This window comes from Providencia sp. PROV033 (genome assembly GCF_028484855.1).
Classification (GTDB): domain Bacteria; phylum Pseudomonadota; class Gammaproteobacteria; order Enterobacterales; family Enterobacteriaceae; genus Providencia; species Providencia alcalifaciens.
Window position 1 is genome coordinate 1 of record NZ_JAMPSW010000130.1, and the last position, 8,247, is coordinate 8,247.

General features: G+C 39.4%; 7 protein-coding genes. 4 read left to right on the forward strand and 3 right to left on the reverse strand.

Annotation, left to right across the window (positions count from 1 at the left end; translation table 11 throughout):
• Nucleotides 1-1,156, reverse strand: a 1,156-nt coding sequence (locus PSF16_RS15800) for a tyrosine-type recombinase/integrase (RefSeq protein ID WP_272689625.1), incomplete at its 3' end; no start/stop codon positions are given.
• Between the two features lie 506 nt (nucleotides 1,157-1,662).
• Between PSF16_RS15800 and PSF16_RS15805 the strand changes: the two genes are divergently transcribed.
• The 3 genes from PSF16_RS15805 to PSF16_RS15815 are packed head-to-tail and all read left to right on the forward strand — an operon-like array spanning nucleotide 1,663 to nucleotide 5,027.
• Nucleotides 1,663-2,679, forward strand: coding sequence for a threonine aldolase family protein (locus tag PSF16_RS15805; RefSeq protein WP_036976334.1), 1,017 nt, complete (start codon nucleotides 1,663-1,665; stop codon nucleotides 2,677-2,679).
• Between the two features lie 16 nt (nucleotides 2,680-2,695).
• A complete protein-coding gene (locus tag PSF16_RS15810) occupies nucleotides 2,696-3,847 on the forward strand; it encodes an MFS transporter (RefSeq protein WP_071992451.1) in 1,152 nt (383 codons plus the stop codon).
• On the forward strand, nucleotides 3,819-5,027 hold the full coding sequence (locus tag PSF16_RS15815) for an ATP-grasp domain-containing protein (RefSeq protein ID WP_272689626.1): 1,209 nt from the start codon (nucleotides 3,819-3,821) through the stop codon (nucleotides 5,025-5,027). Before PSF16_RS15810 ends, PSF16_RS15815 begins: the two co-directional genes overlap by 29 nt.
• 69 nt (nucleotides 5,028-5,096) lie before the next feature.
• On the opposite strand, the gene PSF16_RS15820 is transcribed toward PSF16_RS15815, so the two are convergent.
• The gene (locus tag PSF16_RS15820) at nucleotides 5,097-6,683 is read right to left on the reverse strand and encodes a methyl-accepting chemotaxis protein (protein WP_272689627.1); all 1,587 of its coding nucleotides are present in this window, start codon (nucleotides 6,681-6,683) and stop codon (nucleotides 5,097-5,099) included.
• A gap of 447 nt (nucleotides 6,684-7,130) precedes the next feature.
• Here PSF16_RS15820 and PSF16_RS15825 point away from each other — a divergent pair, with 447 nt between their 5' ends.
• The gene (locus tag PSF16_RS15825; RefSeq protein ID WP_272689628.1) at nucleotides 7,131-7,568 is read left to right on the forward strand and encodes a DUF411 domain-containing protein; all 438 of its coding nucleotides are present in this window, start codon (nucleotides 7,131-7,133) and stop codon (nucleotides 7,566-7,568) included.
• A 78-nt stretch (nucleotides 7,569-7,646) separates the two neighbouring features.
• Here PSF16_RS15825 and PSF16_RS15830 read toward each other — a convergent pair.
• The coding region (locus PSF16_RS15830) for an aromatic amino acid transport family protein (RefSeq protein WP_272689629.1) at nucleotides 7,647-8,247 on the reverse strand (601 nt) is incomplete at its 5' end.

Below are 8,247 nucleotides of genomic sequence, written 5' to 3' on the forward strand. Positions count from 1 at the left end.
ATTTATTTAATGCATCTAATTTTTCAGCTAAATATTGGCTATGGTTATACACCGCCATAACTCCCGGCATTGAGTGCCCTAATAGTTGCTCAACAACATGAGGGGCTATACCTAGATCGTTTAACTTAGTAGAAAATGAACGCCTTAAATCGTGTAAGGTCCATGCCTCAGACTGATCAAGCCGTTTCCAAATATTGCGACCCCATTGACTAACTGCTGGAGCGTCTTTTGATTCACCAAGCAAAAAGCCTGTGTGTTTATAAGATTCATTGAGCCGCGTTATAAAGCTTCTAATTCCTTCAGGGATAGGTCTTAGAATTTTACCACCGCCTTTACTATGCTCTTTTGGAACTGTCCATACCCATAACTCTAAATCCCATTCAGACCACTTAGAAAGCCTTAGCTCTTGAGAACGGCAACCAAAGAGAAGCAGTAATTTTAAAAGGGCTGAGTAATATGGCTTAAAACAAAGTTCCCCTGTAGATCTCCAAATTCTGCCTAATTCATCATCTGAATGGACTCTATCGCCCTTTTCCTGCTTTTTGCCAACATCAGGGATGGTTAAATCATCTAAAGCATTACTTAGTGCATACCTCCGAACTCTACAAAACTTCAATGCTTGCTTACACATTTGAAAAACATACCCTGCAGCCACAGGAGTTACTTTTTTCATGCGATCAAAACAATCTAACCAGTAACGGGTTTCACATTCAGATAAAGGTAAGTGCCCTATGTATGGGTAAATATGTTTTTCTAATTGGGCCTTATGCCTAATGATATTTACTCGATGATCTACGGCATATTCACTTATCCAATACTCTAAGGCTTCCTTTACTGTAACGGGCTTTAATTGCTCTTGGGCAACAAGGTTTAATTGGTGTTTTGGATTTTTATTATCAGCAAGCCATGATCTACATTGTTCGCGTTTTTCTCTGGCCAGCTTTAAAGGCATGTCAGGGTAGTTACCCAATTTTAACCGTTCCAGCTTTGCTTCTCTTCCACCTAAACGATATGCAAATACCCAGCTAACAACTCCTAACTTTGACACTCTTACACTGAGACCGTCACCATCAGCAAACATTGCTTCTTTTTCTCTGGGAGAATTAAGTAAAGCTCTCAGTTTTTTATCACTTAACTTGTTCGTGCCACCAGCCATAAATTCACCTAAAAATTAGTTCATATGGTGCTCGTGATACACCACGTGATATACGTACTAATGTAACTAGGCAAACAACATTAAACAAGCACGAACAAGTAAATTTATTAAATTGTTATATTTCAATTAGATATATGGAAATAAAAAACACAAGCAAACTTCAATAAACAAGACTTTTGATAATACGGCATGAACTAATCCTAGTCGGTTAATGCAGTGTTTTTAGAAGCCCTTTCTGATTTTAGAAAGGGCTTTTTTGTTTTCATCGATTTGCACATCTTGTTATACCTTTCAATAATCACGCCTATTTTTAATACAATAATTATTGATTTAATAAATAAATCAACCTTGTTTTAATCTTGGATTTTATTTATGAGCATCATCACAGTTCATAGAATCCTATTTTTTATATCTTGCCATTTTTTATTTCGCTTTATAAATTCAAAATCCTTTTATTTCTCACCATTCGAAATTAACCATGAAAATTGAAAAGGATTTAAATGACAATGATTGATTTAAGAAGTGATACGCTAACGAGGTTAAATAAAGAAGATTTAAATAATATAAATTATAATTATATTAGTGATGATTGTTACAATGAAGATATTTACGTCAAAAAATTAGAGTCCTATATATCTGAATTGTTTAATAAAGAAAGTGCGCTCTTTATGCCATCGGGTACCATGTGTAATCAGATTGGTTTAAAAGTTTTATCCTCGCTCGGTAATGAAGTTATTACCGAAGTCGGCTACCACATCTGTTTTTTCGAATCATCACAAACCTCCGCACTGAGCGGATTAATCATTAATAATATTAAAACGCAAAATGGTATTTTGACCGAAGACGAGGTTATCCAAGCCATCAACAGTAAAGCTCGTTGGTCAAATCTTTATGCCACCCCACAAGTGATTGCGATAGAAAGTAGCATTAGCACTTACGGAGGAATGGTATTCCCCCTCTTAGAAATAAAAAAGCTCAAAAAGTTGTGTCTTGAGAAAGGCATGTCTCTATTTTTAGATGGCGCAAGGGTACTCAATACTTGTATTTCTCTAAAACTTTCCCCAGCAGAATACGTCAAAGAAATCGACCTGCTTAATATCTGTCTCTCTAAAGGCATTGGCGCGCCATTTGGCTCGGTATTAGTGGGCAGTAAGCACCATATAGAAAACGCTAAACGGTATCGAAAATGGTATGGCGGAGCGCTGCATCAATCAGGGTTACTTGCTGCCATTGCGTTAAATAAATTAGAGCATTATGAATCCCAGCTACGCACAGATCACCAAAATGCAGCACAGCTTGCCTCCATTGCTTCAACGTATTTTCAACTCGCTTACCCTGTTGAAACCAATATTGTCATGATAAAAACGCCAGATGCCGAGCGTGTTGTCCAAGCATTAAAAAACGCGGGGATACTGGCTATCGCTTGGACAAGCGATATTGTGCGTTTTGTTACCAGCAGTAATATTACGGAAGCCATGATCAATCAACTTGACCCTCTATTTAAAAAAATAAAAAATATTTAATATGATAAATAAAATCATGACGACTCGATTTTTATCGGGCATCTCTTTTTACAGTTTTCTACCTTTTTTTTCTTTATACCTGATTAATGAAAAAAATCTCGAAGAGAGTGATGTTGCTATTATCATTCTTACATTTCTTTTTATTAGCCGTTCATTCTCTCTTTTCACTCATTTTATTATTGATTTCATTAATTATAAGAAAACACTTTTCTTCAGTTATTTGATTTCTTCATCATTTATTATTTCTATCTATTTCACCTCAAGCTTTTATATCCTTCTGTTATCCTCAGCCTTTATTGGTGCCGGCTTTTCTATTGCCAATGTGGGTACAAGTTTATTTATTGCAGAAAATAGTCATCATTCACAAAGAGTCAAGAATTTTTCAATATTGAATGTCATTGTTAATATTTCGTCAGCTGTAGGCGGTGCAGCAGGGGAATGGTTTTATCATGGTTCATATTCGAGCGTTATTTTTCTTCCTTCAGCCATTATGTGTGTCGCTGCGCTGTACTCATTAACCTTAACGGATAAAAAGCATACCTCGCCAATGCAAGATCAGCCAACGGAAGCCACCACCCGCTTTTTAGCATGGGGACTTTTCCTCTGTTATAGCTCAATTCCCTTCTTTATGTTGGGATTAGTCTTTCGCAATTTAGCTTACTTATTTGAGCTACATTACCAAGGTGCTCGAAACTATATCAGTGTTGCTTATTTGTTCGCTTTGAATGCATCTATGATCATTCTTCTGCAAATCAAAGTAACTCAATTCATTGATAAACAGAAAAAATCACACCAGGCTATCATCTACAAATGTAGCCTTATTTTGATTGCTATCTTGCTGTTATTTTTAAACTTCAATGCATTAGTCTCGCTCTATTTATTAATCATCCTATTTACCTTTAGCGAGTTGATTTGGAGCCCTTACAACAATAGCCTTGCAATAGAGAAGTGCCCATTTACCCACAAGAAACTCTCATTGTCTATTTGCCTCTTTTTTTGGGGATTGGCTGAATCCCTTGGTGCCTATATTGGCATTATTGCGAACGATGTCCAGATACACATCTATATCCCTATTACCCTGTTTTTACTTCTTATTTCTTTATTCGCTGCTGAATACTCTATCTCTTTAAGGCGCTCAGATGAAAACCATCCTATTTCTCGAATGTAATATCTCTGGTACAGGTGTCAGAGCCATTAAGCTGGCTAAAGAACACGGTTATCACACCGTTTTATTAACTAAAGAACGTAATTATTATGCGCAATTAGCTGACAACCCAGCACTCTATGTTAATGAAATTATAGAGCTTAATACCGATTCCATTGCAGCGATACTCAGTCATGCTCTCGAGTATAATCCGCAAGGTATCGTGGCTTTTGATGACTATCGGCTCGTCAACGCTGCCGCGGTATCTCACGCCCTCGGTTTACCCTCTCCGAATTTAATTGCCCTAACTATGTGTCGCTACAAGCACCTAACCAGACAACATTTGCACCAACAGAATGCCAATTGTCGTTACAAAGTTTGCAATATCCATGACAAATTTGATCTTAACAATATGCCATACCCTGTTGTCATAAAACCCTGTGATGACAGTGGGAGTAGCCAAGTTACTGTGTGTTACTTTGAGAAAGAAGCTCGTGCTGCTGTCCATGCATTAACCGAGTTTAGAATTAACCAACGCGGATATCTGCTCTCCCCACAATATCTTGTCGAAGAATTTATTGAAGGGGATGAATACAGCGCCGAAGCTTATTGGGATAGGCAATGCGATGAGTGGAAAATACTGGGTATCACAAAAAAATACACGACGTCTGGGCAATATGCCGTAGAAATCGGTCATGATTTTCCAGATGAATCCCTTGATATCGATGACGTCACGAAAACTATCATTGAGTGGCTCACTCAGGTAGGATTATCCCACACGGTCGCACATGTTGAATTTAAACTTAACCATGGCGAAATAAAGCTTATTGAAATTAATCCAAGAGTTGCCGGCGGGATGATTGATACTCTTTGCTATCAATCAACAGGGTTTGATTTAATTGAATGCTATCTTGCGTTACATGTAAAAGGTATGACCTATGCGCCCACATTAACGCTCAACAAACAGTATGCGTCTATTCGATTTTTAACCTCCGAAAAACAAGGAACTATCCTTGATTTCCATGCAAACTCTCACTTAGATCTACCATTACTGTTTAATTTTGTTCCTACTCCTGTACATGTCAATACACTAAAAGATAGCTATAGCCGGCTTGGTTACGTGATTACAACAGCGCCCACACAACACTTAGCCGCAGAAAAGGCAGAAAATTGGCTCAAGAATATAACCATGAGCTATCAATAAAAAAACCCAGTACAAACCTGTGTTTTTACTGGGCTAAATGGATTACCGTTGCTTGATAGTTTGCCGCTATTAGGCGGCAACAACCTTGGCGTCGGTGAATGCACTTCCATCGCTGGTTAGCTGGAACTTGCTCACCGATTCTTGTAACTCTTCGGTTTGATGCTCTAACGAACTTGCGGCTGTTGCCACTTGTTCCACCAAAGACGCATTTTGTTGCGTCACACTGTCCATTTGAGTAATCGCGACACCCACTTGTTCTATCCCCTTACTCTGCTCTTCAGATGCGGTGGTAATCTGCTTCATAATCGCAGTCACGTCATTGATCCCTTGCAGAATATTACTCATCGTTGAACCCATTTCATGAACCAAATGCGTTCCTTTTTCCACACACGAAGTCGATTCAGCAATGAGCTTTTCAATTTCCATTGCAGCATCAGCACTGTGACTTGCCAGCTTACGCACTTCAGCGGCAACCACCATAAACCCTCGTCCATGCACACCCGCTCTCGCTGCCTCAATAGAGGCATTCAATGCCAAAATATTCGTCTGGAAGCTAATGTCATTCATCATGCTGATAATGTCAGAAATTTTCTTGGCGCTCTGAGAAATCTCATCCATTGTGCTCACGACGGATTCAACAATTGCATCCCCTTGATTTGCGGCTACAAACGCTTCTGCGGCTAGCTGGTTTGCTTGGTGAGTATTTTCCACATTCAATTGCACTGCTGCGGTAATTTGCTCCATACTCGCTGCGGTCTCCTCCAACGCTGCCGCTTGCTCTTCGGTACGAGAGGAAAGGTCGCTATTACCATTAGAGATCTCTGTCGCGCCGCGATAAATGCTTTCACTGCCATTACGAATGGTCAACACCGCTTCACGTAAGCTGTTTTGCATCTCTTCTAATAGCGGGAAAAGTTTACCGACACAGTTACGACCAAATGGCGCTATTGGTTGGCTTAAATCACCTTTCGCAATTTTATCGAAATATTGACGGATCATTTCCAGTGGGCGCTGCATCATGTGCAGCAGATAGCGGTCAGTAAAGATCAAAATCAACACGCCAAAAATCGTGGCGATAATGATCACGATCCGCGTCATGTCCATATGCTCATCAACGGCTTCTCGTGTGTGCTCAATCATCACATCCGCCGCTTGGTTAAATTGCGTAATAGCGGCACCAAATGTACGGCTTAGTGCAGGTGTGACATTATGGGCATGAGCCAGATACGCCGCTTTATCATCCCCCATTGAGACAGCAAGCTGGGGTTTAACCCCATCATCTAGGAGTGCTTGCCAGCTGTTAATGACTTGGTCTGAAATCGCTTTATCCATCGGTCCTGGTGAAATTGATTTCATCTCTTCAAGATAACGCTCCATATTCACTAGCGCCTCTTTAACCAGTGTATAGTCCCCTTCTTTCCCTTCATTTTTCGTTTCCATCACACGAGTTAGACGAGTCACAAAACGAAAATACTGGTCATTACCTTGGCTCAGAACCGTCATCTGCTTAACCAATTGTCGGTCAACCTGAATACCATCGGAAATACGAGATAAGGACCAGCCGCTATACAGACTTATTCCGCCTAGGTTTAGGCATAAAATGCCAAGTAGCACGAGCATCACAGCACGTATTGAATAATTTCGAAGTTTCTGCATGGAATTTCTCTTTTGATAAAATAAAATGATCTTTGTTTAATTTATCGGCGGTAAAAGAGAAAAATTTAATTATTTTCAATTGCTTTCCGACTTTTAGACATTACAAAAAACACAAAATTATCCGATTGAAAATTGGGTTACTACTTGATTTTAGAGACATAATGTTTGTTTTTTATCCATCATAGCTCTACTTTTGTACAATTACCTTATCTTCCAGTTTGTGATTGAACTCGCATAATCATCCTTGTTTTCTGTATGCCACATTCATCATCAGGTTCTGTAAATATACGCAAAAATCTGTTTTATCACTTGAGCTTCCCCCTACAGGAAGCTTTATGGTGCAGAGGTTCGATCAAGGACTCAAATAAGAAAAATAAAAACCTGCTTTTTAGTTCGCACCCTTATTGTATTTAAATAACAATGCTTTATTTTTGGAGTGATACTGATATGAAAAAATTGTTACTCACCGCGCTACTGGCGGCATCTTTCTCTTCTGTTGCCGCAACTCAAGTTGTCGATCTATACAAAGAAGAGAGCTGTAGCTGCTGTCATCTTTGGGGCGAAGCTGTCAAAGCTGCAGGTTACGATGTAAAAATCCACGATGTCTCCTATCAAGAAATAGATAAAATAAATCAAGAAGCTAACCTTCCCCTCTCTTTACGTAGCTGCCATACCGCTAAAATTAATGGCAAATTGGTCGTTGGGCATGTGCCGCTCGATAGCTTAGCCAAACTAAGTACCCTTCCTGATGATGTTGCAGGCATTGCGGTAGGTGGCATGCCAGCGGGCAGCTTAGGCATGGAACAGCCAAGTGGCTTTACACAACCATATTCGGTCGTTAGCTTTAAAAAAGATGGCAGCCAGTCGGTATTGAATCGTTATTAATTTCGCTAAGTCATAAAAAAGGTACAGCAAACCCTCGCTGTACCTTTGATAGTGATGATGACATCTTAATTTAAAAAATTAACGGTATATCGGTAATACATTAAACTGTGCTAACAACTGACAAATAATACCCACAACACCAAAGGCTATAACAGCATAAATTAGCCCTTTGCCTCCCCATACTTTGAATTTCGCATTAGGGAAACGCTCTCTCACTTTTAATGCCATAACGGCTGGACAAATAATCGCCCAGATACACGCAGCCATTCCCGCATAAGCGATAGCAATTAAGAAACCATTTGGGAATAACATGCATAAAACTAGAGGTGGTATAAAGCATAATAGTGCCGCTTTCATTCTACCGGAGGAGTTATCCTTAAAGCTTAATGACGCAAGAATGTAGTCGAATAAACCAATAGCAACCCCTAAGAATGAACAAAATACCGCACTAATCGAGAACCATAATAAGAAGGTCGCGATATGTGGACTACTTAGCACCGCATACAGTGACTCAATAAATGCATCAAGGTTCCCCCCTTTATTAATGATGGTCAGAAACTCTGTTCTCGGTAAGTTCCCCATGGTGCCTAATATCCAAAGGAAATAGAGTATTAAGGCAAGCACACAACCAATCACACAACTCTTAACCACTTTGCGCTCATTTTCATGATACAGCTTA

What these genes read in the sequence shown, in the direction of transcription:
- PSF16_RS15825 (WP_272689628.1), top strand. Translation starts at nt 7,131, where the DNA reads ATGAAAAAATTGTTACTCACCGCGCTACTGGCGGCATCTTTCTCTTCT.
- PSF16_RS15820 (WP_272689627.1), bottom strand. Translation starts at nt 6,683, where the DNA reads ATGCAGAAACTTCGAAATTATTCAATACGTGCTGTGATGCTCGTGCTA.
- PSF16_RS15805 (WP_036976334.1), top strand. Translation starts at nt 1,663, where the DNA reads ATGATTGATTTAAGAAGTGATACGCTAACGAGGTTAAATAAAGAAGAT.
- PSF16_RS15810 (WP_071992451.1), top strand. Translation starts at nt 2,696, where the DNA reads ATGACGACTCGATTTTTATCGGGCATCTCTTTTTACAGTTTTCTACCT.
- PSF16_RS15815 (WP_272689626.1), top strand. Translation starts at nt 3,819, where the DNA reads ATGAAAACCATCCTATTTCTCGAATGTAATATCTCTGGTACAGGTGTC.